We start from the raw sequence: 18396 nt of genomic DNA on the forward strand, positions 1-18396 counted from the left end.
AAGGAGGAGACGCGCATGGCCCGACCGGCGGTGCTGACGGTCGCTGATACGATCGCGAAGAGCTTCCTGCGCGCCGCGGAGACGCGGGGCGATCGGCCCGCGATCCGCGAGAAGAAGTTCGGCATCTGGCAGCCGACCAGCTGGCGCGAGTGGCTGGAGATCTCGAAGGAGATCGCCTACGCGCTTCGCGCCATCGGCTTCATGCCCGGCGACGTCGCCTCCATCATCGCCAATGCCGTGCCCGAATGGGTCTACGCCGACATGGGCATCCTGTGCGCCGGCGGCGTCTCTAGCGGAATCTATCCGACCGATTCCTCATCCCAGGTCGAGTATCTCGTCAACGATTCCACCACCCGGGTGATCTTTGCCGAGGACGAGGAGCAGCTCGACAAGATCCTCACCTGCCGCGCGCGCTGCCCGTCCCTGCACAAGATCATCGTGTTCGACATGGAAGGCCTCAGCGGCTTCTCCGACGACATGGTGATGTCGTTCGACGAGTTCCGCGCGCTCGGGCGCAACCACATGGTCGGGCGCGAGGCGCTGTGGCAGGAGATGATCGATAGCCGCAGCACCGGCGATCTCGCGGTGCTGGTCTACACCTCGGGCACGACAGGCCCGCCCAAGGGCGCGATGCACGCCAACCGCAGCGTGACGCACCAGATGCGGCACGCCAACGACTTCATCCCGGCGCGGGAGGACGAGGACCGGCTGATCTTCCTGCCGCTCTGCCACGTCGCCGAACGCATCGGCGGCTATTACATCTCGGTCGCGCTCGGCTCGGTGATGAATTTCGCCGAAAGCCCGGAGACCGTGCCGGACAATTTGCGCGAGGTGCAGCCGACCGTCTTCCTCGCGGTGCCCAGGATCTGGGAAAAATTCTATTCCGCCATCACCATCGCGCTGAAGGATGCGACCCCGCTGCAGCAATGGGTGTATCGCCGCGCCATCGACATCGGCTATCGCATGGTCGATTGCCGGCTCGAGGGCAAAGCGCCGCCGCTGTCGTTGCGCATCGCCAACCGATTTGCCTACCAGTTCGCCTTCCGCAACATCCGCCGCATGATCGGGCTCGACCGCTGCCGCATCGCCTTCACGGGTGCAGCGCCGATCGCGCCGGAGCTGATTCGCTGGTATCTCGCGCTCGGCATCGACATGCACGAGCTCTACGGCCAGACCGAGAATTGCGGCGTCGCCACCATGATGCCGGCGGAGCGGATCAAGCTCGGCTCGGTCGGCACCGCCGTGCCCTGGGGCGAGGTCACGCTGTCGCCCGATGGCGAGATCTTGATCAAGGGCGACTTCCTGTTCATGGGTTACCTAAACCAGCCGGAGAAGACCGCCGAGACGATCGATCCGCGCGGCTGGCTGCACACCGGCGATGTCGGCACCATCGACAACGAAGGCTTCGTCCGCATCACCGACCGGATGAAGGACATCATCATCACCTCCGGCGGCAAGAACATCACGCCGTCCGAGATCGAGAACCAGCTCAAATTCTCGCCCTACATCTCCGATGCCGTCGTGATCGGCGACAAGCGGCCGTATCTCACCTGCCTCGTGATGATCGACCAGGAGAATGTCGAGAAGTTCGCGCAGGATCACGACATCCCCTTCACCAACTATGCCAGCCTGTGCCGGGCGACGGAGATCCAGGACCTGATCTGGCACGAGATCGAAGCGGTCAACGCCAATTTCGCCCGCGTCGAGACCATCAAGAGGTTCTATCTGATCGAGCGCCAGCTCACGCCGGAGGACGAGGAGCTGACGCCGACCATGAAGCTGAAGCGCAGCTTCGTGAACAAGCGCTATGCCGCCGAGATCGACGCGATGTACCGCGAGCGCGCGGTGGCGTGAATCATTTGAAAAAGCGAGGGAGCGATGGCCCTGCCCTTCGCAGAATACGGGCCCAAAGGAGAGGAGACGTCAATGTCGAAATCGTTCAGGGCGGTCGGCCTTGTGGTGGGCGCGGTGGTGCTCACGCATCTGCCGGCCGTAGCGCAGACCAAGGTTACCAATCAAGGCATCTCGGCGACCGAGATCATCATCGGCACCCATCAGGATCTGTCGGGTCCGGTCAAGGGCTGGGGCGTGTCGGTATCCAACGGGATGAAGATGGCGGTCGAGGAGATCAACGCCGCCGGCGGCATCAACGGCCGCAAGATCAAGATGGTCCTCGAGGATAGCGGCTACGATCCGAAGAAGGCGGTGCTGGCATCGCAGAAGCTGATCGAGCGCGACAAGATCTTCGCAATGATCGGCCCGATGGGGTCGCCGACCGTGCTCGCCGCCCAGGATGTGCTGTTCGACGCCGGCGTGCTGCAGCTGTTTCCCCTGAGTTCGGCTGAATTTACCTTCAAGTTAGATCCCAACAAGCCGCAGGAGCGGCTGAAGTTCGCCAATCTCGTTCCTTACGTCGAGAGTACCCGCGCTGCGCTCAAATACATGGTGGAGATCAAAAGCCCGAAGAAGCCCTGCATCATGTATCAGGACGACGAGTACGGTAAAAACGTGCTCGACGGTTTCACCCAGCAGCTCGAGGCGATGAAGCTCCAGCCGGCCTCGGCCACGAGCTTTAAGCGCGGCGCCTCCGACTTCAGCGCACAAGTAGCCAAGATGAAGTCCGACGGCTGCGACCTCGTCGTGCTCGGCACCGTGATCCGCGAAACGATTGGCGCGATGTCCGAAGCCAAGAAGCTCGGCTGGGACGTCACTTTCCTTGGTGCCACGCCGACCAACGTGATGGAAGTGCCCGCCCTCGGCAAGGAAGCCGTCGAAGGTCTCTACGCCGCCAGCGGCTTCGAGATTCCCTACGAGGACACGGCCAAGGACAAGGTCAAGGATTGGCTCGTCAACTACAAGAAGACGTTCAACACCGATGCCAATACGCAAGCCATCATCGGCTACAATGCGGTGATGACCTTCGCCTTCTATGCGCAGAAGGCGGGCAAGGATCTGACTGGCCAGAAGATGCTCGACGCGCTGGAGTCCGGCGACAAGTTCCAGGACATCTTCAATTCGCCGCCGACGGTGTTCTCGAAGACCAACCATCTCGCCACCACCATCACCCAGGTCCAGCAGGTCAAGAACGGCCGCTGGGTGCTGGTGAAGGACAATCTGATGTTTTGATGGCGGACACTCTCGCGGCGCGAACGGTGCACCCTCTCCCCCTGTGGGAGAGGGTGGATCGCCGCGAAGCGGCGAGCCGGGTGAGGGGTTTCTATCCTCGCGAAGAGTCTTGCGCGTGGTCAGAACCCCTCATCCGGCGCTTCGCGCCACCTTCTCCCACAAGGGGAGAAGGAAGAAAGTGCGCGCGGAGAGAGTCCTACGACCCCCCGCCTGCCGTCCCCGAATTCACCGGGGCCAGCTCGTCTTCCCGGCAGCGCCAGCCGTCGGCGGCTTTGACGAAGGCGAAGGTTCGCTGGATCCTCAGCCGGCGCGTGACGTTGAAGGCGTCTGCGGAACGCTCCTTGTTGCCGGCGCCCGGTTGCGGACGGCCCGTCCTGGCGTCCCAGCAAGTGCCGGTGCAGCCGGAGGCGACCTTGCTGCAGGTGGTGAAGGGGGCCAGCACCACCATCTCGATCTCGCCCGTGACCTGCGCCTCCTGGTCGGTCACCTGGCTGTCGATCGCGTAGACGCGGTTGATGCGCAGGAAATTGCCGCAGGAATTGGCGGCGTGGATCCGCGCTGCGCAGAAATCGACGGCATCGGTGTCGGGCGAGTGGGCCGCAACCTGCCGGCCGAACACCTTTTTCGGATCGCCCTTGGCGGCGCGGATGTCGTCGGCCTTGCGCGTGAGGTAGTCGGCGAGACAATCTTCCGCAGACTCGAGCTCTTGCAGCGGCACGTTCTCCTTGCCGACGAGATTGCATTTGCGATCGCGCTCTCGCGTCCACCTTCCGTATTCGGCGAAGGCAAAGCGCGCCGCGGTCGGATCCAGCTTGCCGATCAGGCCGAGCACCTGGCCATTGAGCTCCGTTTCGGCAAGCGCCAGCGACGGGTCCGCGCAGATCACCGCGCCCGCGGCCGTATTCGCGGCGAGACAGTCGAAATCGGGATCGCGCAGGATCGCGGCGCGCTCCTCGGTCACCTTGAGCAGGCACGCCTTCACCTGGTCGAACTCGTCGGCGCGGATCGCGGTCTGGCCGACGATGCCGCAACTGAGATTGCGCTGGCGGCCCCAGATCGCGTTCTCCTCGATCGCCGGCAGGCGATCGGGCAGGCGGGCGAGCCGCGCCTCGTTCGCCATGCTCAGCTTCGCGGCGGCTGCGGCAAGCTCGGTGTCCCCGCAGAACAATTGATTGCCGGGATCGCGAATCTGCTGGCAGTTGTTCCGGGCGAACAGCGGCAGCCTGTCGGCGACGGCGCGGTCGGATTGCGCGGACGCGGGCGCCGCCGCAAACGCCAGCAGCGCAAGCACAGACAGCACGATGAACCGCATTCCGGTCGCCCCCGCAAAGCCCGCGGCCATGCTAGCGTCCCGGATCGCGCGGTGGAATGGGTTTTTGCTGGGTGCGGACCCGTAGCCCGGATGGAGCGAGTCGCCTCGTAGCCCGGATGGAGCGCAAGCGTAATCCGGGGCCGGTGCCAGTGGTAAGAGTCCCGGATTTCGCTTCGCTCCATCCGGGCTACAAGAGGATCAGTGCGCCTCGGCAGGCGCCATCGACAGCCGCACCGGCTCGTCGACATATTTCATCACGGCCGACTGGTAGAGCACGAACAGCGGCTGGTAGCTGCGCGCAGCGTCGTCCTCGACCATCGCCATGCGGCGGTTGTCGAGCATCAGCCAGTGGCCGTCGAGCTTTGCGGCCACAACCGCGTGGTCTTCGCCGGCCCTGACGTCGCGCACCACGACGATGCGAAGGTCTTCGGTGGCGATGCCGGCAAGCCGCAATGCCGCCAGCTTGGCGATGGCATAGTCCTCGCAATCGCCGGCGCCGCGCGCGAAGGTCGCAAGCGGCGAGCTCCAGACGTCGTCGGCGCCGTCGTTGGCGGCGTGGATGGCGAGATTGATGGCGCGGTTGGTCTCGCCCAGCCGGGCGCGGCCGTCGCGGGTACGAGCCTGGTCGACGATGGCGAGCAGCTTGAGGGCCGCGGGCGAAGCGCAATTGTCGCGGTCGCCGTCGCACAGCGCGAGCTGCACCATGTCGTCGTCGAGCCTGGACTTCAGCGCGGACCATTTCTGCTGGAGGCCGCCGGACGAGATGGCGAAGGCGAACACGCCGAACGGCTCGGCGGATTTGCGCACGAGGGCACCGGCGCCCGGCGACAGCAACGTGCCGGCGCGAAGCTCGGCGGCCGATCCGAGCAGGACCAGTCCGCACAGGACAAGGATTGCGCGCCAGGCGCGCGAGCGAGCAGCGGTCTCCATCTGACATCCCCTTCCGGCTTCGCCCAGGTCTGATCGACCTCGACGTGCCGGGCTTTGTTGCTTTCGCGGAGATAGTGCGAGACGGGCCGTTTTGTTCTGCTTAACGCGCCCTGCAGGGGTCCCAAAACCGTGGGACAGGCTGAAACAAGCCCGCCCAAATTGCGTAAAATCTTACGAATCGGCGGCTACGAGGTGTCCGCCGGCGGCGAAGACGGGTCGATTGCAATCGCAGGTTGCGATGGCCCCGATTCTGCGTGCTATGGCTAACAAGTCCGCGATTTCACGGGGTCTGTTAGTTAGGTCACAGATTTAGTTCCGTATTTGCCGCAGGATGCCGCGGGGAACCCCGCAGAAAAGATGACGTGAGTATCTGCTGTCTGATCTATACAGCAGGTTACTTTGGATGCTTGGAAATGTTCGCAAAAAAGCCGAATTCGACTTCAGAATACTGTAGGTATTACTTCGCTTCCTTGCTGGAAGCGCGGTTTTCCGGGCGTCCGTAGGGCCAAGTGATGCGAAATCACACAAGCAATAGATGGTTTCGCTAAGGACTTGGTAATGCTAAGCAAGCTTAGGCGGTCGATACTTTCATAATTATTAACCCTTTTACGGTGCCCCGTTGAATTACGCTGGCAAATTTGACGCCGCGATTCCCTTCCACGGCGAAGGTTCCCACTCGCCCGCCTATGTCCATGTCGATTCCTTCACCGCCAAGGCGCACGGTCATGTTCCCGATGGCGCTGTCGTTGTTCCCGACCCGAACCTGATCTTCAACGGCGAGTTCAAGCGCTCAGGTCCCGACCTCGTGCTGTCCCATGAGGGGCGCGACTTCGTCGTTCACGATTATTTTAGGGGCGACAAGCGTGCTGCTCTCGCTTCGTCCGATGGCGCCCACCTTACCGGCGACGTCGTCAACGCGCTGACGGGCCACGTTCAGGTTGCCCAGGCTGCGCAGGGCACGGCCGCGGGCCAGGTCATCGGCCACGTCACAAAGCTCTCCGGCAGCGCGACCGCGATCCGCAACGGCGTCTCGGTCATCCTCAACAACGGCGACAATGTCGAGAAGGGCGACGTGGTGTCGACCGGCGCGGATTCGACGCTCGGCATCACCTTCATCGACGGCACCGTGTTCGGCCTGTCCTCGAATGCGCGGATGGTGTTGAACGAGATGGTCTACGACCCCAACGGGTCGAACAACTCCTCGCTGCTGAGCCTGGTCGCAGGCACCATCACCTTTGTCGCCGGCGAAACCGCCAAGCACGGCGACATGAAGGTCGACACGCCGGTCGCGACCATGGGGATCCGCGGCACCGCGGTGCTGACCCAGATCAACTTCGTCGTTCCCGCCGGCGGCGGCGACCCGCAGCCGCAGGCGAGCTTCCAGGTGCTGGTCGAGCCGAACGGCACCACGGGCTCCTACATCCTGTTCGACAAGATCACGCTGCTGCCGATCGCGACGGTCAACCAGGCCGGCCAGATGATCCAGATCAGCGGCGGCAACGTCTCGATCAGCAACGCGCTGATGTCGCCCGACGTGCAGAAGCTGATCACGGACGTGTTCACGCTGAAGTTCACCGACAACAACAGCAACACCAAGCTGACGAACTACACCGACACGATCACGCCGACCACCCAGGATATCGTGTTCAAGTCGGGGTCGGGCGACGTCGTGATCGCGACCTTCACGAACCTCAATCGCGCCGGGCCGGAAGGGCCAGGCGAATCCACGTCGACCGCGACTCGTATTCCCGGCCAGCCGCTGGCGCGGAGCCTCGACCTCGGCGGCAACGTGACGACGGCGTTCTCGCTGAGCGAGCGCGCGGGCACCACCGGCGACAGCACGCATTCCGATACGATCTCCGGCCGGATCACCTTCGTCGATCAGAATCTCGGCGACCGGCCGACGGTGAGCATAAGCCTCGCCGAGGCGCCGAACTACGTCTACAAGAATGCCGGCCAGCAGGACGTCACCGGCTCGCTCAGCGCTCTCCAGAAGCAGGACATCGCGGCGACGCTGATCCAGATCAGCGTCGCCCCCGATGGCGGCAACAACAACAACGGCTCGGCGGTCTGGACCTACACGATCCCCGACAACGTGTTCGATTTCCTCGCGGCCGGCGAAACGCTGACGCTGACCTACATGGTCCGCGTCGACACCAATTTCCAGGTCAACCCCGAATCGGCGTTCATCCCGATCACCATCACGATCACGGGCACCAACGACAAGCCGGTGATCACCAGCAGCGTTCCGACCATCACTTTCGAAGGCGGCACCAGCGTGCCGGGCGGACCGCTCATCAGCGATGAGGCGACCTCGGGCACGCTGAACTTTGCCGACGTCGATTTGACCGACACGCACACGGTGTCGGTGGCGCTGACCAGTGCGACGCTGCCTGATGGAAGCACCGTTCCGCCGGGTCCGCTTGCGGCGTTCCAGAGCGCGATGTCGGTTGCGATCGCGTCGGGGGCCGACAGCACCGGCGATGGCACCGGCACCATCAACTGGTCGCTGGCCGACCTTCCGGTCTACCTCGCCGACTTCATTCCGAGGGGCGAGGTGCTGACGCTGGTCTACACCGTGACGGTCACGGACGCGCAAGGCGCGACCGCGCAACAGACCATCACCGTCACGATCACCGGTACCGATGCCCCCGCCGTGGTGTGGATCGCGACCGAGAAGGAAGGCGCTCCCGCCGGCGGCTTCTGGAAAGACGCGGCGAACTGGGCGACCGGCACCGTTCCGACCATCGACGACGACGTCATCGTCATCACCGATCAATTGCACGGACTGACGCCGTCTTTTCCGGCGACGATCGACGCGCCGGCCTATGCCAAGTCGGTCACGATGAATGATTTCGGCGGTCCGCCGCCGCAACTGATCAACAAGAGCTCGCTGACCATCGCGAGCTCGCTCGACATGAGCGCGGACTCGATCTTCACCAACGCCGCGACCGGCACGGCGTCGGTCGGCGGCCTGGCCGAGATCCTTGACACCAGCGTATTGACCAACGCCGGATACCTGACGCTCAAGGCCGGCGGCGATTTCGCCGTCGGCACCACGATCACCAATTCCGGTACGCTCGAACTGTTCGGCGGCACGCTGAAGACGCTGGCCGAGATCCACAATGCCGGCGGCACGCTGAAGACCGATGCCGGCGCGACGCTGATCGTCGATGGCACGACGGTCGACGGCGGCACCGTCACCATTCTCGGCACGCTGGAGCTCGACGGCGTCAGCCTGATCGAGAACGGCACGCTGAACAATTCGGGCACGGTCAACGTCAAGGGCACCGCCGAGTTCGCCGGCGAGACCGTGGACAACGCGTCGAGCGGTGTGATCGAGGTGCTGGCAAATGGCTGGCTGACGATCCATCAGGATTCCAGCGTCACCAATGCCGGCCAGATCACCATCGACGCCTCCGGCAGGCTGGTCGTCAACAACGCGACGATCGGCGGTGAGGTGATCGGCACCTTGAACGGCGGGGGCGAGGGTGGCCCCGTCTTCAATGCGGGTCTTCAGGGCGCCGGCACGATCACCAACGATGGTGAGATCGATCTCACCGGCGGCGCCGTCCTGAGCGGCGGCATGCTGAACAACAATGCCGTCTTCAACGTCAGCGGCACCGGCAATGCGCTGAGCGGGGAGACCGTCACTAACGCCGGCATCATCGAAGTGCTGGCCGGCGGCGCGCTCGCGATCGATCTGGGCTCGACGGTCGACAATTCGAGCGGCAACGTCGTCATCGACGGTAATGCCGCGCTGACGCTCGACGACGCCACGATCAGCGGCGGCGCGATCAAGGGTGCGGGCACGATCGAGGTCGCCGGTGCCAGCCGCATCGACGGCGGGGCGACGCTGAGCATCAGCACGGTCACCGTCGACGCCGAGCTGACGCTGGACGGCGTCACGGTCTCCGGTACCGATATCACCGACAATTCCGGCATCGTGGTGGGTGGCACCGTCAAGCTCAAGGACGGCGCAAAGATCCAGGGTGGCCCGGTCACCAACCTCGGCACGCTCGAAATCGCCGGCGCCGCGATTCTGCTCAACGATGTCGTGACCAATACCGGCACGGTGACGGTCGACGGCGGCCAGACGCTGACGCTCTCCGGCACGGAGATTTCCGGCGGCGCCATCAACGGCAGCGGCACGATCGACGTCGCGGGCGCCAGCAAGATCGACGGCGGCGCCACGCTGAGCACGAGCGCGGTCATTGCCCATGCCAAGCTGACGCTGGACGGCGTTACGGTGTCAGGGACTGATATCACCGACTACGCCGGCGTTGAGCTCGACAACCTCGTCAAGCTCAAGGGCGGCGCCAGCATCCAGGGCGGCGCGGTCACCAACACCGGCACGCTGGAGATCGCGGGCGCGGCGACGCTGCTCAACGACGTCGTCACCAACGCCGGCGCGGTGACGGTTGACGGCGGCGCAGCGCTCGATCTCGTCGGTACGGTCATCGACGGCGGCACGCTGACGATTGCGGGAACGCTGGTGTCGACCGGCACCAGCGCGATCGACAATACCACCGATATCACCAACACCGGTACGATCACCGTCACCGGCGGCACGCTGACGATCGATCCGGCCACGATCCACGCCATCACCAATCACGGCCTGATCGAGGCAGTGGCCGGCGGCACGCTGAAGCTGACGGCCGCCATCATCACCAACACCGGCGGGACGATCTCGGTTGACGGCACATCGAAGCTCTATCTGACCAACGTATCGATCAACGGCGGCAGCCTGAGCAATGCCGGCAATCTCTACAGCGTGTCGGGCTTCAACACGATCACGGCTGGCGTCACCAACACCGGCGGCACCATCGAAGTTCAGGCCGGCACGCTCAACCTCGCCGGCGGCATCACCGGTGTCGGCACGCTGATCATCGACGACGGCGCGACGCTCGAGCTCGGCGGCGCCGATGCGCAGACTGTCACATTCACCGGCGGCACCGGCACGCTGCAGCTCGACAAGGTTGCCGGCCAGAGCTTCACCGGGACCATCGCGGGCGAGGCGGCGGCCGACGGCACATTCACCGTCACCGGCGATGCCGATATCGCGGCGTCGGCTGGCGACGCACTCGACTTCACGGTGTCGACGGGGGCGAATGCCAGCGTCGCGCTCACGCTGACCGGCACTCTCGCGGGTGCGACCAATGGCATCGGCGTCACTCAAAACGGTGTCGGCGACGTCTCGCTGACCGCGACCGGTGACGTCACCGGCTCCGCCGGCCACGGCATCTGGTTGAGCGACGGGTCGACCGGCGCCGGCAACATCACGGTCAACGATCTCACCGGCAAGGCGACCGGCACCGGGGCCGGTTCGGTCGGCGTCCTCGTCGAGAATTCCAATGCCGCCAATGCCGGCGACATCTCGATCACACAGCTTGGCGGCGCCGTCGGCGGCGCCTACGGCATCGATGCCCTCACCCGGGGCAGTGGCGACATCACCATCGACGCCGGTGGTATCATCACCGGCAGCTCGATCTACGGCATCCGGTCGCGCAGCTATGGCACCGGCAACCAGACCGTCACGACAGAGGCCGGCAGCGTTCTCACCTCGGGCAGTTCCGGCATCGTCGCCGTCAATCGTGCGACCTCGATCGGTGCAGCGGCCGGTAGCACCATCACGATCAACGCCTACGGCACGATCAACTCCGGCAGCAGCCCGAATCTGAGCGGCAATTCCCCGGCCGGCATCCAGACCGGCTACACCGGGGCCACGGACGGCGTCAGCGCCAACACCGCCGTCAACGGCTCGGTTGTCGTCAACAACCATGCCAACATCACCGCTGCCGCGGGCTACGGCGTCCACGCCTATAATTACGGGAATGGCGACGTCACCGTGAACGACGCTGCCGGCACCACCATCATCGGTGCCGAGATGGGTATCCTCGCCCAGGCGCTCAGCGGCGGCACCGGCAACATCGCCGTCACGCTCGGCGCCAACGCCGCGGTGACGGGCACGACCAGCTACGGCATTCTCGCCTACAGCATCGATCAAGGCGACATCAGCGTCACCCTGGCGACGGGCGATCACGTGACCTCGGGCAGCTCCGGCGTCGTGGCGGTCAACTATGCGACGGCGATCGCAAGCGGGGTGGGCAGCACGATCTCGGTCGTGGCGCACGGCTCCATCCACTCCGGCTCCTCGCTGAACAGCGACGGCAGCACGCCGGGCGCGATCATCGCCGGTTACAGGCCGGCTGGCACCTCGACCTTCTCGAGCGCCGTCTACGGCAACGTGACCGTCACCAGCGATGCGACGATCACCGCGGATGCCGGCTTCGGCATCGACGCGTTCACCTGGGGCGTCGGCGACATCACCGTCACGACCGGCGCGGCCTCGCAGATCACCGCCGCAGGTACCGCGATCGGCGCCTTCAATCACGGCGGCGGCGATGTGACCGTCACCAATGACGGCTCCGCCACCGGCGCCGTCGGCCTGTCCGCTTTGGCGGCCGGCGCGGGCGACGTCACCATCATCAATCACGGCAGCATCACCGGCACGAGCCTCGCAGGCATCAGCGTCACGCAGAACGACGCCGATGCGGCCGGCGATCCGGTCGCGACCGGCTCGACGCATATTACCAACAACGGCTCGGTCGTGGGTGCGGCCGGTCATGCTGCGATCTTCATCCAGGAGAACGCCACCGGCTCGGCGACGATCGACAATACCGGCACGATCGGGCCGGCCGCCGCCTCGAGCGTGACCTCTGCGACCTATGCGATCGTCGAGACCGGCGGCGCCATCACCATCAACAACACCGGCCACATCAACGGCAACATCTCCGTCGTCAGCGCGACCTTCTACAACAACGCCGGCGGCATCTGGACGGTGTCCGGAACGAGCGTGTTCGGCAACGTGTCCTCGATCGTCAACGGCGGCGAGATCGATCTGCTCAACGGCGCCTCGATTTCCGTGGCCGGGCCGGGCATCACCAATTCTAACGAGATCGAAAGCTGGGGCACGGCGTCGATCACGGGCGACATCACCAACGCCGGCACCGGCTCGATCGAGGTCCACACCGGCACGCTGACGCTGTTCGGCACGCTGTCGGGCTCCGGCTCGGTCACGATCGACGCCGGCGCGACGCTCGAGATCAAGGACGCGGTGGCCCAGACCATCACTTTCGCGGGTGCCGGTGCCGAGCTCGAGATCGACACGACAACCTTCGGCGGTTCGATCGCCGACTTCGCCGCCAACGAGAAGATCGATCTGTCGACGTTCACCTGGGACGCCGGGACCACGGCGGTCTACGATTCCGTGACCGGCAATCTCGTCGTCAGCGACACGCATGGTCACAGCTTCACGCTCAAGCTGATCGGAGACTACAGCGAGGCGCATTTCATCACCAGCAGCGACGGCGCCGGCGGCACCGTCGTCGAGATCGCCTCCGATCATTGGACCAACCCTGCCGGCGGCGACTGGAATACGGCGTCGAACTGGAGCCTGGGCGTGCCGGCGGCGAGCTACGACGTTCAGCTCGACGCGCCCGGAACCTACACCGTCGACAGTACGACCAGCGTCACGATCCAGAGCCTCACGGTCAATTCGGGCGTGACGCTGCTGACGGAGCCCGGCACCGTGTTCACCGTCAACGGCGACGTCGTCCTCGACGGCCTGATCGAGGCCGGCCCGTTCTCCGAAAACAACATTTCGAACATCGACATCAAGGGCAACGTCACCGGCACCGGCGCGATCGAGTTCTCCAACAAGGCGGTCGTCGAGATCGAGGGCTCGGTTTCGGGGACGCTGGTCAATGGATCATTCTCGGGAATCGTCGTCTATTTCGACAACGGACTCGGCACCCTGATCCTGGACGATTCCAAGGATTTCCACGGGCTGATCTCGGGGTCTCCGCACGGAGCCCCGCTCTCGTCCAACAATCTGATCGACCTGAAGGACCTCGCCTGGACGTCCACGATGTCGGCGCAGGCCGACTACAATTCGGATACGAACATCACCACGGTCGGCTTCTACAACGGCACGACCACCGTCACCCTGTTGTTCCTCGGCAGGGACCTGAACTGGCATCTTCAGAGCGACGGTCAAGGCGGCACCACCGTCTACGATCCGCTCGCCGACACGCCCATGACGATCGAGAGCGGCACGGTGCTGACCCTCAGCGAGGCTTCGTCACAGGACGTGACCTTCGCCAACAACAGCGGAACCACCGGCACGCTCGCGATCGAGCACGCCGCCGATTTCACCGGCGTCATCAACGGCTTTGCCGGCGACGGCACCGTCGCCAATTCGGATCTGCTCGACCTCAAGGACATCGACTTTTCGCACCTGACCGGGGTGAGCTGGACCGAAAACGCCGACCATCTCGGCGGCGTGCTGACGCTGAGCGACGGCGCCGACACCGCGAACATCAAGTTCGCCGGCAGCTACAGCATCGACAGCTTCGAGTTCGTCAGCGACGGCAACGGCGGTACGCTGGTCGTCGATCCGCCGACGGGACCGACCCTCGTCGGGACCAGCGGACAGGACCAGTTCGCTTTTGCGAATTCGACGCTTCCGGTGCAGAGCACGATCGTCGATTTCGAGCTGGGCCAGGACAGGATCGACCTGCGCGAGTTCGCCAGCATCAAGTCCTTCAGCGACATCGTCATCACGCCGCAGGCGGGTGGCGCGCTGGTCACGCTCGACGATCACCAGTCGATCCTGCTGAAGAATCTCGTCGCGAGCAGTCTGCACGCCAGCGATTTCATCGTTGCAAACCACGCCTGAGGTTCGGCGGCGGCACCTCGTCCGCGGCGGATTCCAGTACCAAAGGCATAGCCGATTGCGTATTGTCGGCCCGATATCGGCCGAAGGCGGGCCGCGGGAAACTCGACCAGCATGAGACGTCTCAGGATCTTGCGGCGGTGGTTTGCGCAGAAGTTCGGCTTTGCGCGGCTGATGTGCCTTGCGCTGCTGGTCATATTCGCCGGTGCCCGCCTCTGGGACCCGCCGCCGATCCAGGAATTGCGGCTGCGCACCTTCGACATGTTTCAGCTGATCGATCCGCGCCACAAGACGATGCGGCCGGTCGCCATCGTCGACATCGACGACAAGAGCCTCGCCAGGCTCGGCCAGTGGCCATGGCCGCGGACGCGGATCGCCGACCTGATCCAGAACCTCACCAGCAACGGCGCGGTCGCGATCGGCTTCGACGTGGTGTTCTCGGAGCCCGACCGGCTCAACCCGGACCTGGTCGCGGGACAGATGCGCTATCTGGACGATGCCACGCGTGCCAGGCTGCGCGAGCTGCCGAGCAACGACCAGATCCTCTCGGAAGCGATCAGGCGCTCGCGCGTGGTGCTGGGCGAGACCGGGCAGTCTGAGATCACGTCGGAGATCGACAAGACGCTTCCCTTCACAGGGGTGGCGACGGTCGGCGAGGAGAACGCCGAGAAGTTTCTGTTCGAGTTCCCCGGCCTGTTGCGCAACGTGCCCGTGATCGAGAAGGTCGCCGCCGGTCGCGGCCTGTTCACGATCAGGACCGAGCGCGACGGCCTGATCCGTCGCGTGCCGATGGTGATGCGCGCCCAGGGCAACATCATGCCCTCGCTCAGCCTGGAGATCCTGCGGGTCATCACCAGTACGCCGACGCTGCTGGTCCGGACCGACAAGTCCGGCGTGCGGGCCATCCGCCTCAAGGGCGTAGAGATCCCCACCGACAGGAACGGCCAGCTCTGGGTGCATTACGCCCGATATGATCCCTCGATCTACGTCTCGGCCGCCGACGTGCTCGACAACACGGTGTCGCCGAGCAAGATCGCCGGCAAGCTCGTGCTGGTCGGCACCTCCGCGGTCGGCCTGAACGACATCAAGACCACGCCGGTATCCCGGGCCATGCCGGGTGTCGAGATCCACGCCCAGGTGCTGGAGAGCGTGCTGAGCGGCGCGGTGATCTCGCAGCCGAACTACGCGCTCGGCGTCGAGCTGCTCGCCGCGCTGTTCATCGGCCTGCTCGTCATCATCTTCACGCCCAATCTCGGCCCCGTCCGCCTCGTGTTGGCGGGCGCGATGTTCGCCGCGATCCTGGTCGGCACGTCCTGGTTCTTCTATTTGCAGTACCGCTATCTCATCGATTTCACCTATCCGCTGCTCTCGACCACCGCGATCTACCTGACGCTGATCTTCGCCAGCTTCGTGCGCGAGCAGCGCCAGCGCGTGCAGATCCGCGGCATGTTCGCGCAATACATGTCGCCGGTGCTGGTCGAGCAGCTGGCGCAGTCGCCGGAAAAGCTCGTGCTCGGCGGCGAGGAGCGCGAGATGACGATCATGTTCTCCGACGTGCGCGGCTTCACCACCATCTCGGAAAGCTACAAGCAGGATCCGCAGGGGCTGATCGCGCTGATGAACCGCTTCCTGACGCCGCTGACCGACGTCATCATCGAGCGGAAGGGCTACATCGACAAATACATGGGCGACGCCATCATGGCGTTCTGGAATGCGCCGCTCGACGATGCCGAGCACGAGGTCAACGCCTGCGAGGCCGCGATCCAGATGCTCGAGAAGATCGACGAGGTCAACAAGGAGCGCGAGCAGGAGGCCGCCGACGGCGGCCACGTCTACATCCCGCTCAATGTCGGCATCGGCCTCAACACCGGCATCGGTGTGGTCGGCAACATGGGCTCCGACCTCAAGAAGAACTATTCGGTGCTCGGCGACAGCGTGAACCTGGCCTCACGCCTGGAAGGGCAAACCAAGGAATACGGCTTCCCGATCATCGTCGGCTCCAGGACCGCGCTCGCGGCCAAGGACAAGTTCGCGATCCTCGAGCTCGACTTCATCATGGTCAAGGGCAAGACCGAGCCGGAAGTGATCTACGCCATCGCCGGCCGCGAGGACGTGATGCATTCGGCCGCCTTCCAGCGGCTGCGCAACATCACCATCGAGATGCTCGGCTGCTACCGCAACCGCGACTGGCAGGGCGCAATCAATGCGATCGAGCGCGGCCGCAAGAGCGAGGACGCCGACACGCTGGAAAAGCTGTTCAAGCTCTACGAGGCGAGGATCAAGGATTTCCAGATCAATCCGCCGCCGGAGGACTGGACCGGGGCGTATGCGCTGCTGACGAAGTAGTGGTCACACACTCGCTGTCGTCCCGGACAAGCGCGCCTGAAGCGCGCGCCGATCCGGGACCCATAACCCCAGGGAGGAGTTGCGGCACGCGATCGGCAACCGCGAGTCTTCGCCAAACCACTCCCTGTGGCTATGGGTCCCGGGTCTGCGCTGGCGCTTGCCCGGGACGACAGGGATGTTTGACGCGTCAGTGTGCGCCAAAAAGCAACTCTCGTAGGGTGGGCAAAGGCGCGTCAGCGCCGTGCCCACGTCTGCTCTTCCTCGTCGTAGCATGGTGTGGGCACGCTACGCTTTGCCCACCCTACGACAGCGGCGCTTGTCGCCCCTCACTCCACCCCGATCGTCGTCAGGTCCTGGAACCAGTGCTGGGCCTGCACGAACTGCTTGATCTTCGGCGACAGCGCGTGCGGGTTGGTGTCGTGGACGACCCAGACCAGCACGGCATCGTCGACGATCAGCGCGTGCGCCTGGGCGAGCAGCTCATCCTGCTTGGCGCTGTCGAAGGTCTGCTTGGCCTCGTCGATGAGTGCGTCGACCTTCGGGTTCTTGTAGCCGCCCCAGTTGACGCCGACCGGCGCGATCTGGCCGGAGTGGAAGAAGCGGACGATGGCGTAGAGCGGGTCCGAGGTGACATAGGCGATGTTGTTGGCGGTGATGCCGGCGTTCATCTCGTCGGCCGCGCCCTTGCGCCAATGCGTATAGAGCGTCTCGAGCTCGACCACCTTGAAGTCGATGTCGATGCCGATCTCTTTAAAACTCTGCTGCAGGAACTCGTTCATCGGCAGCGACAGCATCTGGCCGGTGCCGCCTTGCGCGATGATGAACGTGGTCTTCAGCGGCTTTGCCTTGGAGTAGCCCGCTTCCTCCACCAGCTTTTTCGCGGCGGCGAGATCATATTTCAGCTCGAAGCTGGGCTTGCCGAACCACGGGCTGGAAGGATCGACCTGGCCCTTGGCGGGCTTGGCGAGGCCGTTCATCAGGCCGACGACTTCGTCACGGTTGATCGCGAGGTTCAGCGCCTTGCGCAGGCGGATGTCGGTCCAGGGCGAGCCCGGCAGCACGCTGAGGTGATAATTCCACACATGGGGCGTGACGTTGTCGACGAGCTTCATGCCGGCCGCTTTCAGCTGCGGCACGGCATCCGGCGCCGGCGTCTCGATCAGGTCCACTTGTCCGGCGAGCAGCGCGTTGGTGCGCGTCAGCGCTTCCGGCATCGGCACCAGCACGATCTTGTCGACCTTGGGAATGCGCTTCTTGTTCCAGTAGTCCGGATTCTTGCTGAGCTCGGCGAGCTCGCGCGGCACCAGTTTGGTCAGCTTGAACGGGCCGGTGCCGGAGGGCTGGCTGGCGAACTTGTCCCAGTCCTTGCCGAGCTTTTCGTACTGCGCCGGGCTCGAGACCAGGAACCACAGCATCTGATAGGGGAAGAAGGAATCGACCGTCTTGGTGGTGATCTCCACCGTGAAGTCGTCGATCTTGGCGTAGCTGGCGACGGAGGGAAGGCGAGTCTTCACCTGCGCGCTCTGCCGCTTGTCGAATTGCGGCGCCTTGTCGTTGAGCACCTTGTCGAGATTCCAGATCACCGCATCGGCGTTGAAGTCACTGCCGTCGTGAAACTTCACGCCCTTGCGAAGCGTGAAGCGCCATTTGGTCTTGTCGGCATCGTCGACCTTCCATTCGGTGACGAGGCCCGGCACCAGCTTGCCGGGGCGATCGGCGACGTCCATCTCCCATGCGACCAGCGGATCGTAGATCGTATAGGCCGTGAACTGATAGGCGCCGGCACCGCGATCGGGCTGGCCCGTCGTCAGCGGAATGTCCGCCATCGAGATGCCGTAGCGCACCACCGTTTCGGCGCGCGCCGAGATCGCGGAAACTGCCAGCGCAAGCACGGCAAGACAGGTCGATAGACGAATACGCATGGCCCAAAGCTCCCAGGAGATTT

Annotated in this window: 7 protein-coding genes; 4 read left to right on the forward strand and 3 right to left on the reverse strand. The window is 64.4% G+C overall.

Features of this window, described 5'->3' with window-relative positions; all coding sequences use genetic code 11:
- Positions 1 to 15: 15 nt before the first annotated feature.
- Together JQ592_RS24565 and JQ592_RS24570 are read left to right on the forward strand one after the other, a co-directional pair.
- A complete protein-coding gene (locus JQ592_RS24565; RefSeq protein ID WP_211405352.1) occupies positions 16 to 1854 on the forward strand; it encodes an AMP-dependent synthetase/ligase in 1839 nt (612 codons plus the stop codon).
- Positions 1855 to 1926: 72 nt separating this feature from the next.
- On the forward strand, positions 1927 to 3126 hold the full coding sequence (locus tag JQ592_RS24570) for an ABC transporter substrate-binding protein (protein WP_211405353.1): 1200 nt from the start codon (positions 1927 to 1929) through the stop codon (positions 3124 to 3126).
- Between the two features lie 196 nt (positions 3127 to 3322).
- Here the strand turns inward: JQ592_RS24570 and JQ592_RS24575 are convergent, their stop codons facing one another.
- Both JQ592_RS24575 and JQ592_RS24580 read right to left on the reverse strand, forming a co-directional pair.
- Complete coding sequence (locus JQ592_RS24575; protein ID WP_211405459.1) at positions 3323 to 4438, reverse strand: hypothetical protein; 1116 nt, start codon at positions 4436 to 4438, stop codon at positions 3323 to 3325.
- 198 nt (positions 4439 to 4636) lie between these two features.
- Entirely contained in the window at positions 4637 to 5368 is a 732-nt protein-coding gene (locus tag JQ592_RS24580; protein WP_211405354.1) for a transglutaminase-like cysteine peptidase, read from the reverse strand.
- Between the two features lie 619 nt (positions 5369 to 5987).
- Between JQ592_RS24580 and JQ592_RS24585 the strand changes: the two genes are divergently transcribed.
- The gene (locus tag JQ592_RS24585; protein WP_246820648.1) at positions 5988 to 14108 is read left to right on the forward strand and encodes a FecR domain-containing protein; all 8121 of its coding nucleotides are present in this window, start codon (positions 5988 to 5990) and stop codon (positions 14106 to 14108) included.
- A 111-nt stretch (positions 14109 to 14219) separates the two neighbouring features.
- Positions 14220 to 16451, forward strand: a complete 2232-nt coding sequence (locus JQ592_RS24590; RefSeq protein WP_211405355.1) for a CHASE2 domain-containing protein — start codon at positions 14220 to 14222, stop codon at positions 16449 to 16451.
- A 326-nt stretch (positions 16452 to 16777) separates the two neighbouring features.
- Here JQ592_RS24590 and JQ592_RS24595 read toward each other — a convergent pair whose 3' ends face one another.
- The gene (locus tag JQ592_RS24595) at positions 16778 to 18373 is read right to left on the reverse strand and encodes an ABC transporter substrate-binding protein (RefSeq protein WP_211405356.1); all 1596 of its coding nucleotides are present in this window, start codon (positions 18371 to 18373) and stop codon (positions 16778 to 16780) included.
- Between the last annotated feature and the right edge of the window lie 23 nt (positions 18374 to 18396).

Source organism: Bradyrhizobium iriomotense (assembly GCF_018129405.1).
Lineage (GTDB): Bacteria > Pseudomonadota > Alphaproteobacteria > Rhizobiales > Xanthobacteraceae > Bradyrhizobium > Bradyrhizobium iriomotense_B.

Excerpts from the sequence above, each read along its gene's own strand:
- JQ592_RS24565 (WP_211405352.1), top strand. The coding sequence starts at position 16 with ATGGCCCGACCGGCGGTGCTGACGGTCGCTGATACGATCGCGAAGAGC.
- JQ592_RS24570 (WP_211405353.1), top strand. The coding sequence starts at position 1,927 with ATGTCGAAATCGTTCAGGGCGGTCGGCCTTGTGGTGGGCGCGGTGGTG.
- JQ592_RS24575 (WP_211405459.1), bottom strand. The coding sequence starts at position 4,438 with ATGCGGTTCATCGTGCTGTCTGTGCTTGCGCTGCTGGCGTTTGCGGCG.
- JQ592_RS24580 (WP_211405354.1), bottom strand. The coding sequence starts at position 5,368 with ATGGAGACCGCTGCTCGCTCGCGCGCCTGGCGCGCAATCCTTGTCCTG.
- JQ592_RS24590 (WP_211405355.1), top strand. The coding sequence starts at position 14,220 with ATGAGACGTCTCAGGATCTTGCGGCGGTGGTTTGCGCAGAAGTTCGGC.
- JQ592_RS24595 (WP_211405356.1), bottom strand. The coding sequence starts at position 18,373 with ATGCGTATTCGTCTATCGACCTGTCTTGCCGTGCTTGCGCTGGCAGTT.